Source organism: Streptomyces sp. NPDC058534, assembly GCF_042717365.1.
GTDB lineage: Bacteria > Actinomycetota > Actinomycetes > Streptomycetales > Streptomycetaceae > Streptomyces.
This window is the reverse complement of sequence record NZ_JBHXNW010000027.1, coordinates 1-17900: the sequence shown is the minus strand read 5'-3', so window position 1 is coordinate 17900 and position 17900 is coordinate 1. Positions and strand designations below refer to the sequence as shown.

Below are 17900 nucleotides of genomic sequence, written 5' to 3'. Positions count from 1 at the left end.
GCCCACCTGTGGTAGCTGGGCGTCACGCTGTGCCAGGCCGTGGAGGTGAGCTGCCACACCCCCGCCGAGGTCAATGGGTGTGGACGCCCACCTCGTGCAGTGAGTAGCCCCAGTCCGTGCCCCGATCCAGGAACTGGAGGCGGATGTATCGGGCGGGGACGGCCGCGAACCTCGCGGTGTCCAGGCCGCCGTCGCCGGCGGTCGTGGACCAGGCGGTGCGCCAGTGTGTGCCGTCGGTGGACAGGTCGACCCGGTACGACTTCCCGTACGCGCGTTCCCGGTCGAGGGTGACGCGTCCGATCCGGTGGGTGGTGCCGAGGTCGACGCGCAGCCAATGGTCGTCGCTCCAGCCGCTGGCCCAGCGTGTTCCTCGGGTGCCGTCCGAGGCCCGGCCTGGCTCGCAGCTCGTGTACGGGTTCCCTTCCGTCGAACTGGACGTGGCCGGAGCGCCCTTGGCGAAATTCACGACGGTCCGGTGCCGCTCGGAGGCACCCCAGGTGTCGAGGTAGGACTCGGCCCCGTGGAAGAGGTCGTCGACCACGTCCTGCCCGCCGACGAGCCGGATGTCCTCGATCCGGTCGGGCACGAGGGCGTAGTGCGCGGCTCCGTCGGTGTTCAGATCCCAGGTGTGCTCGCCGGTCGTCTGCTGGTCGATGACGGTGCCGCCGTCGACGCTGCGGAACGGGTAGGTGACCGGGTCCGGGGTGTCCGCGCCGCGGGCCGGGCCAGCCGCCGACCCCGTTCATGTCCGTGCCGTAGCCGTAGCCCACGCCGTAGCGTCACGCAGCGCGTCCGTACGCTCCGCCACGCTGAACGCCTCGGAGCCGTTCATGCAATGGGCGATGAAACCGCCGAGCCCGTAGACGCGTCCGGTCCAGTTCAGGTCCATCCAGCTGTGCGAGGACAGGACGCCGGGGTAGGACTCGGGTCTGCCGCACGATCGGGTGACATCTGAACTGCTGAGACTGCTGCAGGGTTGGGTGGCACCTGACCTGGCTTGCTGAGAGGCGGCCTGGAAGGATGTCGCAGTGCCCAAGCCGTATCCGAAGGAGTTCCGCGAGGACGTCGTGCGGGTCGCGCGCGACCGTGAGCCCGGCGTCACGCTGGAACAGATCGCCGCCGACTTCGGCGTCCACCCGATCACGCTGTCGAAGTGGCTGCGCCGCGCCGAAACCGGCGAGGGCTCCAGGCCCGCAACGGCATCGGGTGAGTCGGCCGAGCTGCGTGAGGCCCGGAAGCGGATCCGGCTGCTGGAGCAGGAGAACGAGGTGCTTCGGAGGGCTGCGGCGTATCTGTCGCAGGCGAACCCGCCGTCAAAATGATGTACCCGCTCGTCCGCGAGCCGGCCGCCGCCGCTGCCCCATTCCGGGTGCCGGTGGCGGTGACGTGCCGGGTGCTCGGGCTGGCCCGCCAGCCCTACTACCGGTGGCTGGGCCGGCCGGTCACCGACACCGAACTCGCCGAGGCATACCGGGCCAACGCCCTGTTCGACGCTCACCGCGACGACCCCGAGTTCGGCCACCGCTTCCTCCTCGACGAGGCCCATGCGGCCGGTGAGCCGATGGCAGGGCGGACCGCCTGGCGGATCTGCCGGGACAACGGCTGGTGGAGCGCGTTCGGCAGGGGCAGAGGCCGGGGCAAGAACGCCAAGGCCGGCCCTCCGGTCCACGATGACCGGGTGCGGCGCGACTTCACCGCCGACGGGCCGAACCGGCTGTGGCTGACAGACATCACCGAGCACGCCACCGGCGAGGGCAAGTTGTATCTGTGCGCGGTCAAGGACGTGTACTCCGGACGCATCGTGGGCTATTCCATCGACGCCCGGATGCAGTCCAGCCTCGCGGTGAGAGCCCTTGAATCCGCCGTCGCCCGCCGCGGCCAGGTCGTCGGCTGCATCGTGCATTCCGACCGCGGGTCGCAGTTCCGCTCACGGAAGTTCGTCGCAGTCCTCGCACGTCACAGCGTGATCGGATCGATGGGCAGAGTGGGTGCCGCAGGCGACAACGCAGCCATGGAGAGCTTCTTCGCGCTGCTGCAGAAGAACGTCCTCGACCGCCGCGCCTGGGCCACCCGCCAGGAACTGCGGATCGCGATCGTCACCTGGATCGAGCGCACCTACCACCGCCGCCGGCGCCAGAAACGCCTGGCCCGATTGACCCCCGTCGCGTACGAAGCCATCATGACCCCACCCGCAGCCCTGGCTGCATAGACCCCGCTGTCACCCGATCATGCAGCAGTCCCTCGCCTCGAAGATGTCGAGCATCCGGCCGGTGGTATTGACGCTCATGTGGTCGATCTCGAGCATCATCCCGCGTTGCATCATGCCGCGCACGGCGTGCTCACCCAGGTCGGTGAGCACGCGGGCGTTGCACTGCGCGTCGCTGACGTACGAGGGGTTCTCCACTCGGGCGGGGGGTCTCTTCTCCGCCCCGGGTGCCGCGGCCAGGCCGACGGGGTTGTCGCGCTGGGGGCCGGCGCACCGCTCACAGGAACATGCTGCGCACGCCCAGCGCGTACAGCTCGTCCAGCCCTTTGTCGATGTCCTCCTCGCCGCACTGCGGGATGTCCAGGATCTGCTTGCAGCGGCTCCGAGGTCTCGACGCCCAGGGGCACCGCCAGCTTGCCCTGCTCGATGACAGTACGGGCCTGTTCGCCGTCGGTGACGATCCGGAACCAACCCTTGCCCGTACCGCCGTACATCTCGTCGACGTAGGCCTGGAGGTTGTAGGTCAGTTTGGCCAGGAGGCGGATCGACGTCATCTCGTCACAACTGTGGTCCTTCTTGAAGGTGGGCCAGCCCACCGGGTCGTGCTTGCCGTCACCACCCTTGGTGATGACGTCGAAGAGGGCGAGCGAGCCGCCGGGGTAGTGCTCCGGGCAGTCCTTCACCGCATCCGCGATCACGTGTCGGAGGACGTCTTGCCGCAGATCAGACGCCCGCCGAACGCCTCGTTGGACATCAGGTGGTTGTGGGCGTCGACGAAGCCGCGCACCTCGCCTTCGGCGTTCGTGCCGGTGAAGGGCTCGCCGGTGACGTTGATTGCGGAGTCCGGTGACGGTCGCGCGGTCGGCGTCCACCAGTCGCCGTCCGCCGCGGAACTCGGCGTCGGTGCGAGGGCGGTGGCCAGGAAATGGAAGGGCAGGGCGATGGCGGTGACGCTGATGCGTCGGCGATACGGGCGGCGGGCGGTGGTCACGGGCCACGTCCCTCGGTCGGCGAGACGGCTCGACTGGCCGAGCCGCCCGGGCTCGGCTCGCGGCCAGGGAGGCCAGAGTTGTCACGACCGGCACGGTCGGTGCGACAAGGATTCCACTGTTGTACGTGGAGTCAAGAGGCTCAGCGACCCTTCGGTCCGCTGCGGGACGTCATGAAAATGATCAGAGGGTGATTGTAATTGCCAGAAAATAATCGTTCACGCGCAACACTTGTCGTCCAGTGTCGCCGTGTTGCACGATTGCGCAGCCCTCGCACGACCAACACCACCGGCCGGAACGTGGGCGCCCAGCCGTGGGGGCGGCGAACCCGGTTCACACGCTGACCACTTCGCCGTCGTCGTCGCAGATCAGGACGTATACCGGGCGATCGCGCTGCTATGCCGTCAAGTCCGCCAGGAGGCTCGCATCTGCGGCCTCCACTCCGCGCCCTTTCCCACCTTCCGAAAGGTTCCTGACGATGAAGGCACCGTTCCCTGTCCGATCCACCCGGCCGACGCGCGGCGGCGCACTGGTCGGCGCCTTGGTCCTTGCTGCTTCGTTCGGGACGACCTTGGTCACGGTGGACACTGCTGCGGCCTCCGAGACCCCAGGCTCGTACACCAACTACGGCTTCCCCTCCGGTACGGGAGGACTGAACAGCGTCACCTTCCGCACCACCGTCACCAAGGATGCGGGGCCCGCCTCCAACATCTTCTGGAGCCACCAGTTCGGCTTCACCGCCGGCAGCGGTGCGTACACCGGAATGCAGTCCAACGGCCCCGGACAGACCCGTACCTTCCTGTTCTCGCTCTGGGACGCGACCGAGGCGAAGCCCGGCTCCAGCGGTAGCTACTGCATCGACTTCGGCGGCGAGGGTGTGGGCAAGAGCTGCCGACTGAAGACCGACTGGGAGGAAGGGCACACCTTCCGCACCCGGGTGGCGCACGAGGGCGACCGCTGGTTCGGCGTCACCGTCACCAACGAGACCACCGGCGCCTCGTTCAAGCTCGGCAGCATTCGCGCCGGATCGACGCAGGTCTCGCCCCACGGCATGGTCGACTGGACCGAGTACTTCGAGTGGAACAACCCGAAGGCGTCCTGCAACGACCAGCCCTACTCACAGGCTCGGTTCGGCCTGCCGGTGGCGAACGACGGAGCCGTCACCGCGAGCGTCACGTCGACGCGCACGAGCTCGACCTGCTCCTCCTACACCCGGGTGGACCAGGTCGCCGACGGCACCGTCCAGACCAACGGCATCGGCAACTCCCTGCGCGGCCCGATCACGGGCCTGGGCGGCAAGGTAGTCGACGGCTCGCGGAACGTCAGCGGCGACCCGGCCATCCTCTACAGTCCCACCGGCGGCGCCAACCAGGCCTGGGTGCTTGGCAAGGACGGCGCCCTCCACTTGATGGGCCAGGGCCTGTGCCTCGACCTCAAGGGCGGCGCCACTGCCAACGGCACCCCGGCGATCATGTGGACCTGCACCGGCGGCGCCAACCAGCAGTGGCGCTACGAGAACGGCGCCCTGCGCAACCCCGCATCCGGCCGTTGTCTCGACATCCCCGGAGGAAACGCGGCCAATGGCGCCAAGCTCGCCCTGTGGGACTGCAATGGTGGCTCACATCAGAAGTGGACTATTCCTACCACACCATGACGAAGCGCCAAGGCGGCCGAAGCCCTGTGTCATGGGACGCGGGCTTCGGTCGGCCCGCCACAGCGGCGCCCGGCTCCCGGCGGACATCCGCTGGCGGTGAAGCCGCGGCCGCGGTCGGCATGACCCGCCGCCACCCGTGGCGGAGAGACCCGTGGCCGCGCCCACCGCATCGCACGCCAGGATCAGCCGGGCCCGGAGAGCGGGGCCCTGGGTGCCCTTGCACCGCCTCACCAACCGCTCCGGCTCTGCCCGCTCCCCGGCGGGCGGTTCCCATGGCGCAGGCTTCAGGCCTGGACGCGTCACGCAGCCGCTCGCCCGCGACGCCCCGCTGCGACTGATGGGGTTACGAGGGGCAGGCGGGCCCGGCGGATGACGGTCCACCGGGCTCACCTGCGTGGGGGCGGGCTTTGTTTCAGGGCGCGATAGCCATGTCGAAGACGTGGATGTTGCCGTTGGCCGGCAGAACCACGCATTCGATCTTCTTCGACGGCTCCAGCGGGATGGAGTTGGCGAACACCCGGTAGGCGATGCCCGAATTGCCGTAGCCGCTGGGCCGGTTGCGACCGTCCGTCGAGGCCACCAGGGTCGCGCCGTGGGCGTTGGCGGGGTCGAAGGACCAGTTGGGGAAGCCGAAGGTACCCGTGGAGCTCGTCCCGTCGGTGTAGAACACGGTGGCCTTCCCGGTGGCGGAGCTGGTCACACCGGAGCCGAGGAAGACGAGTCTGCTGCCGGAGCCGGTCATCGCGATGGCCTGGCCGCCGGCCGACACGTTGTCCTTCGTGCCCACCGGAGCGGCGGGCCACTTCAGCTCGGCTCCGAGTGCCTTGACCCCGGCGCCGGGGGTGAGGCCGGCCGCGGCCAACTTCTGGGCGGAGAAGCTGTTGCCCTCACCGTCGTAGTTGCCGGGAGCGGTGTTGCTCTCGCTCGTGATGGCGACGTTGTTGTAGGCGGCGGGCAAGTTGGCCACGGGGTCGCCCGACCGCTGGACGCGGGTGGCGGTGGCCGTTCCAGCGCCGTCCCCACCCCGGTAGCTGGCGGTGGCCGTAAAGGTCCGCACACTGAAACCGGGCCGCTTCCCGGGCACTTGAATGCTGAAGACCGCGGTGACAGAGGCACCCTTGGCGAGCGATCGGTCGATGCGCCTGACGGAGGGCTGGACGTGCCAGCCGACGGGACCGTGGAAGGTGACCTTCAAGGCACGCATCCGGTCGGGACCGATGTTCTTGACGGTGACCTTCACCTCGGATATCGCCGGCCCGTCGAGGTCGACCTCGGAAATGGTCACCTCGGTCCCGGCTGCCGGCTCACCCTGGGGAGCAGCCTGAGCTTGGTCGGTGACGAGCGGGACCGCTGCGGGCGGGGCCGCGGCCATGGGTCTGAACAGTCTGTGCATGCCTGCCGATCGCACTGTGTTCCTCTCCTGTCGGACGGCGGGTGGGGTGACGGCGCCGGTCAGCCGACCGGCGGCATCTCCGAGGGGCGCGAGTCCAGGCCGGTGCGGAGGTTGACCCAGGAGCCGCGGGTGAAGTCCGGAATGGCGACCGGGCGGCCGTCCGCCTTGAGGGACTTGACGCTCAGGGGGATGGGTGAACACCACGCGGCGGAGTCGTACACGTCGATGTCCGGAACGAGTCCGGCGCGCATGAGCTGCACGGTGCGCCACTGCATGACGTAGTCCGCGCCGCCGTGGCCGCCGTTGTTGGCCGCGTCGTCACCGATCTTCGTCCAGAGCCAGTGGTCGAATTCCTTGCTGTAGGAGGCGAAGTCGGCCCAGGCGTGGCCGCTGTGGTCGGGTTCGACGTAGACGCGCGCGCCGGTGGAGGAGGTGCTGGCGTAGTCCTCGAAGATGCCGCGGCTGCCGGCGATGGTGTTGATCCGGCTGTACGGCCGGGGGGAACTGACGTCGTGTTCGGCGCGGATCACACGGCCCTTGTCCGTGTCGATGAGGCAGGTGACCTGGTCGCCCTTGATGTAGGTCTCTTTCCATGACGGGTGGGACTTGTCGACGAAGCGTTCCCGGTAGTCCGCGAGTCCCTTGGGTTCCGTGGCGGTGGCCCGCAAGGTGGTCATCCGGTCCCCGCGGTGGATGTCCATGGCGGCCGCGATCGGGGCGAGACCGTGCATGGGGTAGAAGGACGCGGTGCTGCGGGTGTGCCACTTCCGCCGCCACGTGTCGGTGTAGTAGGTGTCGGAGAACAACAGGGCGCGCAGGTCGTGCAGGTATCCGCCGTGCCCGTTGGTGATGTCGCCGAACATCCCCTCGTGGGCCATCTTGAGCATCGCCAGCTCGTTCCGGCCGTAGCTGCAGTTCTCCGCGAGCATGAGGTGCCTGCGGGTGCGCTCGGAGGTGTCGACGAGCTCCCACAGTTCCTTCAGCTCGGTCGCGATGGGCAGTTCGACTATGACGTGCTTGCCGGCCAGCAGCGAGGCTCTGGCCTGCTCGTAGTGGAACTCCCACGGAGTGGCGATGTAGACGAGGTCGATGTCCTCTCGGCGCAGCATCCGCTCGAAGGCGTCGGCGGAGCCTCCGTACTCGGCGGGCCGCGGTTCACCACCGGCGACCAGTCGATCGGCGGTGCGCTTGGCCCGGTCGGCGCGAATGTCGCAGACCGCGGTGACGGTGCAGCCGGGGACGGCGGCCCAGCCGGAGGTCATGCCCGATCCGCGGTTGCCGAGGCCGATGACACCGACGCGGACGGTCCGGTGGGAGGGGTAGGCGACGTTGATCATCGACTTCTGCCCGGGGCGGCGGCTCGGCCCGGGGTCGCCCTCCGGCACTTGTAACGGGGCCGCCGGGGAGGCGGAGGCGGGGGCGGCGCCCAGGCCCGCCAGGGCCGCACCGGTGACCAGGGCTCCGCCCATGAGGGAACGGCGGGACACTTCAGGGATCTCAGGCATGGACTGCGACTCTCCTTGTGAGTGACCGGCTGGATACAGCGGAAATGACTCTGGCGCCACTCCAATCCCGTGTCAATAGTTGTTCACTGAGGGGTTTCTGCGATCAGAAGCGAGCAATGTTGGTGAGGGATTCTGCGTGGCGTCGCGAAGTGGCCAGACGGGTACGGTGACCGTCGCGGTGCCTTGCCTTGCATGACGAGGACCGAAACCGCCTTCGGGGAGCTGGAAGACGCAGCGGAGGGACGAGCTGGGAAAGTGAGACAGGCCCCGGTGAGCACCGGGGCCTGCCATCCTCAGTCGAACGTCTCGATGTATTTCTCGGTCGGCCCGAGGTCGGGCCGGTCACACAGATGGAGGCCGTCACCGATGTGCTCGAGCTCCAGGACGGTGATCACGTTGTCTCCGGCGCGCAGCAACGGTGCGGGGACGTAGAGGGTGGTCTGGGGGCCGATCTTCCAGTAGCGGCCCAGAAGCGTCCCGTTGACCCAGACGAAGCCCTTGCCGAACCCGGGCAGGGCGAGGAAGGTGTCGGCGGGCGCGGAGACGGTCAGCCGGGCGGTGGCGAATCCCGCGGTGCCGGCGGGGGAGGCCGCCGATACGGCCCTGTGAAGATCCGGCGGTGCCCACTCGTCCAGGGGCACTCGGTGCATCGTCCAGTCGTGAACGAGCCGACGCTCCACCTGCACGCCGCCGAGGATGCCCTTGCCCTGTCCGAGCAGCCGACCGTAGTTGATGCGGCCCTGGTTCTCCACCAACAGCTGCAGCCGCACTCGACTGCCCGCGCCGTTGACGGTGAACGATGACGTCACCTGGTCCAGAACGGCCGTCGGCGCGCCGTCGACGAACACCTGTGCCCGGTCGTGCAGCCCGTTGACGGTCACCTGCTGGGGGCCCGGCGGCAGCAGCGGATGGGCCGTGTACAGCACCAGTCCGGAGCCCTGGCCGAGCTCCTCGAAACTCAGCGGCACCGACGCGCGCAGCGGCTCGGATACCGCGGTGAGGGCCTCCAGCAGCGCCGCCGACCGGGACACGTCGAGGGTCCGGGGCTTCAACAGGGGCGGGTCGGCCGGCACGGGCGGCAGCGGGCGGCCGCTCACCGCGGCGAGTTCCTCGCGCATGGTGAGGAACTTCGGCGTCACCGCACCGTGTTCGGCGATGGGCGCGTCCGAGTCGTAACTGGTGACGGTGGGCTGGATCGTCGAGCCGTCGTGATTGGCGCCGGCCCACAGACCGAAGTTGGTCCCTCCGTGAGCCATGTACAGGCTCACGGAGCCGCCCACGTTGAGAATGCCCTTCAGCGTTGCTGTGGCGCTCGATGACGGCCGTACGTGGTGCTTCTCGCCCCAGTGGTCGAACCAGCCGTTCCAGAACTCGGCGCAGAGAAACGGTTCCTCGGGGCGCCTGGAACGCAGCAGCTCCAGGGCGCCCGCGGGCTTCGAGCCGAACGTGGCCGCCGTCAGTTCGCCGGGGAGGGTGCCGCCGTCCAGCATGAGCGGTGTGGGGCCGTCGGCCGTGTACAGCAGCTCGGTGATGCCCCGGTCGACCAGGGCGTCGCGTATCCACTGCACGTAGGCGTGGTCGTCGCCGTAGCTGCCGTATTCGTTCTCGATCTGCACGGCGACGACGGGCCCGCCTCGCCCGGCCTGCAGCGCGGCGATGCGAGGGATGAGTTCGTCGAACCAGTTGGCGACAGCGTCGAGGAAGGGCCGGTAGCTGGTACGCAGGCGCATGCCCGGAGTTCCGGTCAGCCAGGCCGGCAGCCCTCCGTTGTCCCATTCGGCGCAGATGTACGGCCCCGGACGGACGACGACGTCGAGACCGGTCTCCTGGGCGAGGCGGACGAACCGCTCCAGGTCCCGCCCGCCGTCGAACCGGACGGCGCCGGGCGTGCGCTCGTGGAAGTTCCAGGCGACGTAGGTGTCGACTGTGTTGAGCCCGAGGGCGGCCACCCGCTCCAGACGGTCTGCCCACTGATCGGGGTGCACGCGGAAGTAGTGCAGGGAGCCGGCCAGGATGCGATGCGGGCGGCCCTCCCGCAGGAAGGCGCCGTCGGAGTGGGTCAGTGCGGCCGTCGTGCCGCCGGCCGGGGCGGGCGTCACGTCGGGAGTAGGGCTCACTTGATGGCTCCTGCGGTCATGCCTGCGCGCCAGAACCGCTGGAGCGCGAGGAAGGCGATCAGAAGAGGGACGATGGACACCAGCGACCCGATGACGACCAGCGGTGGCGGCACGGCCACATGGCTGGCGTTCCAGCCGACCAGGCCCACGGTCACCGGCTGCAAACGGTCGTCGCCGAGCACCATCGCCGGGAGCAGGTAATTGTTCCAGATCTCCACGAACTGGAACAGGAAGATGGTCACCAGGGCGGGCAGCATCATCCGCATCCCCACCCTCCAGAACAGGCGCAGTTCACCTGCACCGTCGAGCCGGCCGGCCTCCAGCACCTCGTCGGGCACGGCCTGCGCGGCGAAGACACGCGAGAGGTAGACCCCGAACGGACTCACCACGCTGGGCAGCAGCACGGCCAGCGGGTTGTCGATGAGGTGGACATCGGAGAACATCAGGTACAGCGGCAGCGTGAACAGCACCTTGGGCACCAGCACGGCCGCGAGCACCAGCCCGAACAGCGCGCCGCGCCCGGGGAAGTCGTACTTGGCCAGGGCGTACCCGGTGAGCGCGGACAGGAGCGTGCCGATCAGCGCGCCGACGCCGCAGTACAGGACGCTGTTGAGCATCCAGCGCCAGAAGATGCCGCCGTCCTGGCTGCTGAGCCGGGCGATGTTGTCGAACAGGCCGAACCCGTCGAACCACAGGCCGCTGCCGCTGAACTGCTCGCCGAACGGCTTGGTGGCCGACACGAGCAGCCACCACAGCGGGAAGAGGAAGTAGAACGCCGACAGGCCGAGCACGGCGAGGACCGCCCCGCGGCTTGCCGGGTTGGTCTCCCGGCGCGATGTGATCAGGGCGCTTCTCCCGATGGGGATGCTCATGCCCGGCCTCCGCGATCGGTCAGCTTGAAGAACACGAACGACACGACGCCCACCAGGACCGCGAGGAGGACGGACTGGGCGGCCGCGTAGGGATAGTTGCCGGCGGCGACAGCGCTCTGCGCCGACATGATGGGAGTGAAGGTCGACGATATCGATCCGCCGGAAACCGGCTGCAGCACTGCCGGCTCGTTGAACAGCTGCGCGGACCCGATGATGGAGAACACCGCGGTGAGCACCAGCGCTCCGCGTACGGCTGGAATCTTGATGTTCCAGGCGATCCGGAAGGCGGACGCGCCGTCCACCCGAGCGGCTTCCAGGACCTCGGCGGGGATCGTCTGGAGGGCCGCGTAGATGATGAGCATGTTGTAGCCGGCCCAGCTCCAGGTGACGATGTTGGCCACCGACCACAGCACCAGGTCCTCGTCGAAGAAGGGAACGGTGACGCCGACGGGTTCCAGCAGCCGGTTGATCGGGCTGGACTCCGACGAGTACATGAACGACCAGACGAGCGCCGCACTCACGCCGGGGACGGCGTACGGGATGAAGCTCGAGAGCCGGAAGAAACTCTTGCCGCGCGCGGATTTGGAATCGATCAGGAGGGCCAGAGCCAGGGCGAGGCCCAGCATGACGGGGACCTGGACCAGACCGAACAGTGCGACGCGGCCCAGCGAACCCATGAAGGCGCTGTCCTGGACGGCGCGCCCATAGTTCTCCAGGGGGTCGAACACCTTCGTCGGCGCCGTGAGACCCAGGCCCGACCTTTTCACGGTGTACAGACTGCTGAACGCCGCGTAGACGATCGGCGCGATGTACATGGCTGCGAACAGGACGACGAAGGGCGCGCAGAAAAACAGAGGCTTGAGCCGACGCGCACGGTCCCAGAACCCCTTCGGCCGGATGGTGGGAGGCGGGGGTGTGCCGGTGGAGCGGCGGCCGCGGGCCTTCGCCGGAGCGGCTACGTTGATCACAAGCTCGGTTCCTCACTGTGGGTCGCCCGGTCGACCATGCCGGACCGCGGCGACGGAAGCTGCGGGGGCGTGAGCTCCGGGGCCGGGCGTGACGCCCCGGCCCCGGCGTGCGCCTACGGTGCGACCTGCAGCCCCTGCTTCTTCATCTCCGCCTCGGTCTGCGACTGTGCGGTGTTCAGCGCCTCGGCGATGGTGCCCTTGCCCGTCCACGCCTTGCCCAGGCCGTCGTTGAGGTCGGCTGTCGTCTTCGTCATCAGCGGTCCCCAAGTCCACTCGGTGCCGACGTTCGGGGACGCGTCGGCGAACACGTCGAAGATGTTCTGGCCGCCGAAGTACGGGTCGGCCTTCAGCTGCGGCAGGTCGAGCAGGGACTTCGCGGCCGGATACAGAGAGGCCTTCTCGACCAGCGTGCCGAACGCGTCGCGGTCGGTGCTCATCCAGTGGGCGAACTCCCAGGCGGCCTTGCCGTCCTCGCACCCCTTCAGTACCGCGGTGGCGGAACCGCCCGCGTTGCCGACCTTGTTCTCACCGGCGGACCACTGAGGCATCGGGGCAACGGCCCACTGGCCGGAACCGCTCTTCACGCCGCCCTTGATGACACCCGCCTGCCACACGGCGCCGACGACGGTCGCGATGTCACCGTTGCCAAGACCCGTGTACCAGGCCTGGTCGTACATCGGGGCACCGCTGATCAGGCCGTCGTCCGCGAGCTTCTGCCAGTAGTCGGCGACCTTCTTGTTGCCGGCGGAGGCCATGCTCACCTTCCAGGCGTCACCCTCGGTGCCGAACCACTGGGCGCCGGCCTGCCAGGCCAGCCCGGCGTAGTCGTAGTCCATGTAGGGCGAGGAGATGTACCGCTTGGGGTCGGAGGCGTGGATCTTCTTCGCCGCGGCCTCGTACTCGGCCCAGGTGGTGGGCGGCTTCAGACCGAGCGAGTCGAAGACCTTCTTGTTGTAGAAGAGCGCCATCGGGCCGGTGTCGACGGGCGCACCGTAGACCTGCTCGCCCAGCGAGACCGACTTCCAGGCGGCCTCCTGGTAGTCCTGCTTGTCGGCGTCGGCGTGCTCGGACACGTCCTGCAGGGCGCCCTGTGCGGCGAAGCTGGGCAGCGTCTCATAGCCGACCTGCGCCAGACAGGGCGCGTTTCCGGACTGCACGGCGTTCAGCATCTTCTGGTAGCCGCCCTTGGCGCCCGGCTGCACTGCCTGGTAGGTCACCTTGATGTCGGGGTGGCTCTTGTTGAACGCCGCGACCGCGTCCGCGTAACCCGGGGCCCACCCCCAGAACGTGATCGACGCCTTGCCGGACCCGGCAGTCGAGTCCGAGCCCGAGTCGGAACCCGAGCATCCGGTGGCGGCGGCAGAGAGGGTGAGGGCCCCTACTGCCCCGGCAATGCGGACGAAAGAGTGCTTCACGGCTCCTCCTGGATGCAGCGGCAGTGGGCGGAGGTGGCGCCTCCGCAGGACCGCACGTTCGAGATGCGCCGCCCGCTCGGGGGAGTCGGGGTGCGCCGGTGGGCGAAACTATGGCAGAGAATGTTATCGATGCCAAGAGTCCGACCACCGGCCTACGACCTCCAGGGAAGAACTGCTCGGTCCGGGACGTGATGGCGATACCATTTCCGGGATCGCTGAGGAGGAGGCCCGATGGGCAAGGGGAGCGCCGGCGCCGAGCGGCCGCCCGGCATGACGGATGTGGCACGGGTTGCCGGGGTGTCCGCGCAGACGGTGTCCCGCGTGCTCGCGGGACATCCCAACGTCCAGGCGGCGACGCGCGCCAAGGTCATGGCCGCCGTCGACCAACTGGGATACCGCCGCAACAACGCCGCACGCATGCTCTCCTCCGGCCGCAGCCGGACCATCGGCGTCGTGACCCTGCGGAGCAGCTTCTACTCGCGCGCCGCAGTCACCTCGGGCATCGAGAGCGCGGCTCATGGCGCCGGTTACGCCGTCAGCACTGCCACTGCCACGTCACTGGACACGTCCGGTATCGAGACCGCGCTGGCGCAACTGGCCGATCAAGGCGTGGAGGGAATCATCCTGTCGGTGCCGCTCATCCACACCAGCGAACGGATGGAGCAGTTCACCCGTTCCATCCCCACCATCACCATCGACGGTTCGCGTACCGACGCCACCGAAGTGGTGGCCGTGGACCAGGCCATGACGGCACAGCTTGCCACCCGGCACCTTCTGGAACTCGGCCACGACACCGTCTGGCACATCGCAGGGCCGGGGGAGTGGCTGGAAGCGGCGAGCCGGCGTGAGGGATGGAGGGAAGCCCTGCAAGCCGCGGGGCGGACCGTGCCGCCACCGCTGGAGGGCGACTGGTCCCCGGCCTCCGGCTACCGCAACGGTCTCGTGCTGGCCCGCATCCCGGAGGTGACCGCGGTCTTCGTGGCCAGCGACGAAATGGCCTTCGGCGTGATCAGAGCACTGCACGAGCTGGGCCGACGAGTCCCCGAGGACATTTCCGTGGTCGGCGTCGACGACATCGAGCTCGCCGAGTACTGCTCGCCGTCGCTGACCACCGTCGCTCAGCCCTTCAACGACATGGGGACGCTGGCCGTGGCCCACCTGCTGCGGCAGATCTCGGCACCTGGAGCGGTACCGAAACCCGCGTCAGTGGAGCCCCGGCTCGTCGTACGCGCAAGCACCGCACCGGCGGGCCGAAGCACCCTGCGTGCCGACGCCTGACACTGGCTCCACAAGGGTGCAGCGGCGCTCAGCCGGAGGTCAGGGGTTATCGCTATCAAACAGCCGGGGGCAGCGCTGGTGCACAGAAACCGAGTCACCCACGCGGTGCCAGGTGCGCCCCCGTGTCACCGAGGTGCTCGCCGCGAGCGCCGACAGCGACGCGGGCGAGCCCGCAGTACGGGATAACGGCACTCTTGGCCCGATAATGCTGCGACAGCGGGTTCGTGTGTGACAAGATATGGTTAGAAGATCGCTGGATCTTGCAGCTTCAATCAGAACGCGAACAGGATAGTAGAGCTCGCCGGGAGCCCGGCGCGGGCTCGCGCGCCTGCCGCGGCACAGTGGTGTGTCGCTTTCTGTTTGTACTAGCTCACCAACGTGTTTGAATTTGATGGAAACCGTTGCCGAAGCTTCCGGCTAGCTGCTAGACATTCCCCGTTCGCTTCCGTCGACGTAGGGAGCCCCATGTCCAGACCCTCAGGCAGGCGCCGCCTCATAAGCGGTGCGATCGGTGCCACGCTCGCACTCACTCTCGCAGGCGGTGTGGTCCCTGCAGTGGCTGATACCGCTACCACGGCCGCCGACGGCGACGCAGCAGTGATCCAGTCCCACGATCTGTCCGTCCGCGTCGCGGAGGACTTCCCGCGCGTGCTGAGCTACACCGACCGCGGCACGGGTGCCCGGCTCGGAGGGAGCACCGCTCCCGTCACCTCGGTGACACTCAACGGCAAGGCATACGCGGTCAAGGCGAAGATGCGGCTGGACCACGGCAGAGCCCGCTACAGCCTCACGTTCGCGGACCTGCCCGGCGTGGAGCTCGACGCCAGCCTGTCGGTCCGCGGGCGGGTGACCACTTTCCGGATCGACGCGGTGCGCGACACCGAGGCCTTCCGTGTGGGCACGATCGACGTCCCCGGGCACGACCTGGTGTCGGTGGACAGCACCCAGCCCGACGCCGCCACCGCCTTCACCCGCCTCAGTCCCGACTCCACGACGACCGCCGACAAGTTCGCGAAGGTCACGCGTGAGACCGCTGCGGAGGACAAGCCGGTCGGCGCCAGTTACGCGATCGTCAACACGGGCGAGCTCGCCGCGGCCATCGAGTCCAACGCCACCGAGGACAAGCCCTCGGGCGCGACCAACAACGCCGGCGCCCGCTTCTGGCACCAGGCCCGCAAGGCCGCCGACGGCACCGTCCGGGTCGGCCTGTGGAGTGGGCAGTGGACCCACCGCGGCGAGGGAGCACCCGCCCCGGAGAAGGAACTCCCCTGGGCGAAGGTCATCGTGACCCCGGACGCCAACGGTGACCGGAGCGTCGACTGGCAGGACGGCGCCGTCGCGTTCCGCGAGATCGGCACGAAGACCAAGGGTGCGGAGAAGACCCCGGACCGGGTCATCACCCACATCCCGTACAACTTCGCCAGCCAGGCCACCCATCCGTTCCTGCGCACCCTCGACGACGTCAAGCGGATCTCGCTGTCGACGGACGGGCTCGGTCAGCTGAGCATCCTCAAGGGGTTCGCCTCCGAGGGCCACGACTCCGCGCACCCCGACTACGGCGGCAACATCAACAAGCGGGCGGGCGGACGCGAGGACCTCAACAAGCTTCTGCGGGCGGGCAAGAAGTGGGGGTCGACCTTCGGTGTGCACGTCAACGCCACCGAGGCCTATCCCGAGGCGCACGCCTTCAGCGAGGAACTCGTCGACAAGACCAGGCCGGGCTGGAACTGGCTCAACCAGTCGTACTACATCGACCAGCGCCGCGACATCAACAGCGGCGACCTGGCCAAACGCTTCCAGCAGCTGCGGAACGAGACCGACCGCAACCTGTCCCTCATCTACATCGACGTGTACTACACGAGCGGCTGGATCCCCGACCGGACGCTCACCATACTGAAGAACCAGGGCTGGGACATGGCCACGGAGTGGGCCGACAAGTTCGAGCGCGCCTCGCTCTGGTCACACTGGGCCAACGACCTGGACTACGGCCCCAAGACCAACAAGGGCCTCAACTCGCAGATCATTCGGTTCATCCGCAACGGCGAGAAGGACGTCTGGAACGACGACCCGATCCTCGGTCAGACCGCTCTGGAGGAGTTCGAGGGCTGGACCGGCGAGACCGACTACAACAAGTTCTCCAACAACGTCTGGGAACGGAACCTGCCGACCAAGTTCCTCCAGCACTACAAGATCACCGACTGGGAGAAGGACGAGATCACCTTCACCGGCGGCGTCCGCGGCACGGTGACGGACGGCAAGCGCGAGGTGCACCTCGGCGACGCCAAGGTGATCGACGGCGACTCCTACCTCCTGCCGTGGGCGTCCCAGAACAGCAAGCGGCACGACAAGCTCTACCACTGGTCCAAGCAGGGCGGCACCAGCACCTGGCAGCTGCCCAAGTCCTTCGCCGACGAGGACGAGTTCACCGTCTACCGACTCACCGACAACGGCCGGGTCAAGGAGACCGTGGTCAAGGCGAACGACGGCACGGTCAAGCTCAAGGCCGCACCCGGCCAGGCCTACGTCCTCTACCCGGAGAAGGCCCCCCGCCAGGCCGACCCGGCCTGGGGCGAGGGCAGCATGGTGAAGGACCCCGGCTTCAACGACATCGGGCTCGACGCCTGGAAGAAGAAGGGACCGGTCACCAGCGAGCGCAACAGCCGCGGACACCGCGGGGCGAAGCTCGGTGGCGGGAAGGCGGCCGAAGTCACCCAGCGCATCAAGGGCCTGACGCCGGGCAAGCGCTACACCGCCTCGGCGTATCTTGAGGTCGAACCGGGCAAGTCGCGGCACACCACGCTGAGTATCGGCGGCAAGTCGGTGACCGTGGAGCGGTCGACCGCCAAGAACCAGGTCGCCGGCGACGAACGCTCCGACACCTACTACCAGCGGGCCAAGGTCAACTTCACGGCACCCGCGAACGGCAAGGCCACGCTGCGGATCGCGGCGGCCGGCGACAGCGCGGCCGAGGTCGGCGTCGACGACGTGCGCATCGTGAAGAACGCACCCGCCGTCAAGAAGGGCGCCCTCGCCTACGACGACTTCGAGGACGTCGACCAGGGCTGGGGCCCGTTCGTCAAGGGCGACGCGGGCGGCACCAACGACCCGCGCACGCACATCGCGCAGAAGAACGCGCCGTACACCCAGGCCGGCTGGAACGGCAAGACGATCGACGACGTGCTGGGCGGCAAGGAGTCCCTCAAGTCCCACGAAGAGAACACCGGCACCGTCTACCGCACCGTGCCCTCGACCGTGCCGTTCAAGGCGGGCCATGCGTACCGGGTGGAGTTCGACTACCAGAACAGCCACGCGGGCGCCTACGAATGGGCGACCGGATACGACACGGTCGCGGGCGGCAAGCCCGCGGGCGTGACGACCCGCAAAACCGCGCTGCCGCAGCAGCGCACCCCAGGGCACTTCAGCGAGCGGGGGGGGGGCCGCGCGGCGGGCGAGGGGGGCGGCTGGGGAGACGAGGCCGGCGGCCCCCGCCCCGCCGCCGTCGG

Annotated in this window: 10 protein-coding genes and 2 pseudogenes; 4 read left to right on the top strand and 8 right to left on the bottom strand. The window is 68.6% G+C overall.

What is annotated here, in order from left to right; translation table 11 throughout:
- Positions 1-70: 70 nt before the first annotated feature.
- Positions 71-925, bottom strand: a pseudogene (locus ACFWR9_RS18290) (discoidin domain-containing protein); the annotation flags it as partial.
- Between the two features lie 103 nt (positions 926-1028).
- Between ACFWR9_RS18290 and ACFWR9_RS18285 the strand changes: the two are divergent.
- Positions 1029-2209, top strand: a protein-coding gene (locus tag ACFWR9_RS18285) for an IS3 family transposase (protein ID WP_383842868.1) whose coding sequence is annotated in 2 segments (ribosomal slippage) — positions 1029-1313 and positions 1316-2209 — 1179 coding nt in all. Because the reading frame shifts where the segments join, the coding sequence is not laid out codon by codon here.
- A 33-nt stretch (positions 2210-2242) separates the two neighbouring features.
- Here ACFWR9_RS18285 and ACFWR9_RS18280 read toward each other — a convergent pair.
- Positions 2243-3197 (bottom strand): annotated as a pseudogene (locus ACFWR9_RS18280) (hypothetical protein); the annotation flags it as partial.
- A gap of 578 nt (positions 3198-3775) precedes the next feature.
- Between ACFWR9_RS18280 and ACFWR9_RS18275 the strand changes: the two are divergent.
- Positions 3776-4849, top strand: a complete 1074-nt coding sequence (locus ACFWR9_RS18275; protein WP_383842865.1) for an RICIN domain-containing protein — start codon at positions 3776-3778, stop codon at positions 4847-4849.
- Positions 4850-5261: 412 nt separating this feature from the next.
- Here ACFWR9_RS18275 and ACFWR9_RS18270 read toward each other — a convergent pair whose 3' ends face one another.
- The 6 genes from ACFWR9_RS18270 to ACFWR9_RS18245 form a co-directional block, all read right to left on the bottom strand.
- Complete coding sequence (locus tag ACFWR9_RS18270) at positions 5262-6134, bottom strand: NEW3 domain-containing protein (protein WP_383842862.1); 873 nt, start codon at positions 6132-6134, stop codon at positions 5262-5264.
- 167 nt (positions 6135-6301) lie between these two features.
- The gene (locus ACFWR9_RS18265) at positions 6302-7747 is read right to left on the bottom strand and encodes a Gfo/Idh/MocA family protein (RefSeq protein WP_383842859.1); all 1446 of its coding nucleotides are present in this window, start codon (positions 7745-7747) and stop codon (positions 6302-6304) included.
- Between the two features lie 293 nt (positions 7748-8040).
- Positions 8041-9846 carry a glycoside hydrolase family 35 protein gene (locus tag ACFWR9_RS18260; protein ID WP_383843065.1) on the bottom strand — a complete coding sequence of 602 codons (1806 nt, stop codon included), beginning with the start codon at positions 9844-9846 and terminating at the stop codon, positions 8041-8043.
- A gap of 14 nt (positions 9847-9860) precedes the next feature.
- Complete coding sequence (locus ACFWR9_RS18255; protein ID WP_383842856.1) at positions 9861-10736, bottom strand: carbohydrate ABC transporter permease; 876 nt, start codon at positions 10734-10736, stop codon at positions 9861-9863.
- Complete coding sequence (locus ACFWR9_RS18250) at positions 10733-11704, bottom strand: carbohydrate ABC transporter permease (RefSeq protein ID WP_383842853.1); 972 nt, start codon at positions 11702-11704, stop codon at positions 10733-10735. Before ACFWR9_RS18250 ends, ACFWR9_RS18255 begins: the two co-directional genes overlap by 4 nt.
- Before the next feature lie 113 nt (positions 11705-11817).
- On the bottom strand, positions 11818-13119 hold the full coding sequence (locus tag ACFWR9_RS18245; protein ID WP_383842850.1) for an ABC transporter substrate-binding protein: 1302 nt from the start codon (positions 13117-13119) through the stop codon (positions 11818-11820).
- Positions 13120-13350: 231 nt separating this feature from the next.
- Between ACFWR9_RS18245 and ACFWR9_RS18240 the strand changes: the two genes are divergently transcribed.
- Both ACFWR9_RS18240 and ACFWR9_RS18235 read left to right on the top strand, forming a co-directional pair.
- Positions 13351-14397, top strand: a complete 1047-nt coding sequence (locus ACFWR9_RS18240; RefSeq protein ID WP_383842847.1) for a LacI family DNA-binding transcriptional regulator — start codon at positions 13351-13353, stop codon at positions 14395-14397.
- Positions 14398-14862: 465 nt separating this feature from the next.
- The coding region (locus ACFWR9_RS18235) for an endo-alpha-N-acetylgalactosaminidase family protein (RefSeq protein WP_383842844.1) at positions 14863-17900 on the top strand (3038 nt) is incomplete at its 3' end.

What these genes read in the sequence shown, in the direction of transcription:
- ACFWR9_RS18265 (WP_383842859.1), bottom strand. Translation starts at nt 7,747, where the DNA reads ATGCCTGAGATCCCTGAAGTGTCCCGCCGTTCCCTCATGGGCGGAGCC.
- ACFWR9_RS18255 (WP_383842856.1), bottom strand. Translation starts at nt 10,736, where the DNA reads ATGAGCATCCCCATCGGGAGAAGCGCCCTGATCACATCGCGCCGGGAG.
- ACFWR9_RS18240 (WP_383842847.1), top strand. Translation starts at nt 13,351, where the DNA reads ATGGGCAAGGGGAGCGCCGGCGCCGAGCGGCCGCCCGGCATGACGGAT.